The 1548-nt window shown below is 45.2% G+C and carries 1 protein-coding gene; it reads left to right on the forward strand.

Features of this window, described 5'->3' with window-relative positions; translation table 11 throughout:
- Positions 1-1357, forward strand: a 1357-nt coding sequence (gene tnpC / locus OCV82_RS15095) for an IS66 family transposase (RefSeq protein ID WP_154045202.1), incomplete at its 5' end; no start/stop codon positions are given.
- Positions 1358-1548 lie beyond the last annotated feature (191 nt).

Genomic DNA, 1548 nt, shown 5'->3' on the forward strand with positions numbered 1-1548 from the left:
TGACTTCGACAAGATGGATATGACTCCAGAGGAGGAAGAGGCAGCCCGCCAGGCCATAAAAGAGGTAAGCGAGTATAAGCGGATTAAGGTCAGGGAACATGAGAAAAAAGTTCCCGTCCGCCAAAAGCTGCCGGAACATCTCCGCCGTGAAGAAGAGCATATCTACCCCGAAGGCTATCTTGGCAATAAAGACCAATGGGTACTGTTTGATGAAACGGAAACTTCCGAGCATCTTGAATATAAACCGGCCGAACTGTATGTCCGTGTCACTATCAGACATAAAGGTATGCGCAAGGATACAAACCGGATTATCACCGCTCCAGTGAAAAATGAACCGATACCCAAGAGTTATGCAAGCGCTTCGCTGCTTACCGAGCTGATGGTCGGCAAATATGTGGACCATCTTCCGTTCTACCGGCAGATGCAGATGTTCAAGCGTATAGGCATCAGCCTGCCACCGTCCAGCATCGAAGCCTGGTTCCATGAAGTGGCCGACCTGATGCGCCCCGCCTATTACCGGTTGAAGGAACTGGTCCTGTCTTCCGATTATGTCCAGTCCGATGAGACAACTATACCTATAATCAACAATGAGAAGCATCAGACAATAAAGGGATATCTTTGGCTGGTGCGGAACGTAACGGGCAACCAGGTCTTCTTCTTTTACCATGACGGTTCCAGAAGCATGAAGGTGGCTCTGGAACTCTTCAAGGGTTATCAAGGAGCCATACAGACAGACGGATATACCGGTTATGGAATACTTGAAAAGACAAAAGGTATCATCATCATATGCTGTTGGGCACATGCCAGACGCTACTTTGAGAGGGCTTTGAAGCATGACAAGGCCAGGGCGGAGTATGCCATGACCATTATAGGCATGCTCTATGACGTGGAACGTATAGCCGATGACGACAACATGAATGCACAGCAGCGTATGGAACTGCGTAAACGGCTTGCATATCCTATAATCTGTTCGTTTGAGAAATGGTGTCTTGCGGAGTATGGTAAGGTTCTTCCTAAAAGTCCGATAGGACAAGCCATGCACTACTTCCTTAATCATGTGCGCCAGCTGGCACATTATACAATGGACGGTAAATATTGTATAGACAATAATCTGATAGAAAATTCAGCGCGCCCCATAGCGGTCGGCAGGAAGAATTTTTTATTCTGTGGTAATCATGACGCAGCTGAAGATGCTGCTGTTATCTATTCATTCATGGGGTGCTGCAAGGCTGCCGATGTGGACTTCAAGGGCTGGATGAACTATTTCCTTAACCACGTACATGAATACGACAGTGATTACTCCAAGGACATTGCAGAATTACTGCCATCATCTTTAAAAGACAAGAAGATTATTTAAAGAATCTCCGAAAAAGTCACAGGTATGTATTAATGTCTTCGACTTTTTCGGAGAAAAATCCTAGCTTTTAATAGATCCTGATAGAAATCGTCGAATATCTTCAACATTTTCAGAGACAAGTCGAAATTTTTAATAGACAATCTATGCCGGCTTTACCAGTTCTAATCATACGGGGTTTACTGAATGCTTAC

Origin of the sequence: Bacteroides cellulolyticus (genome assembly GCF_025567135.1) — a bacterium.
GTDB lineage: Bacteria > Bacteroidota > Bacteroidia > Bacteroidales > Bacteroidaceae > Phocaeicola > Phocaeicola cellulolyticus.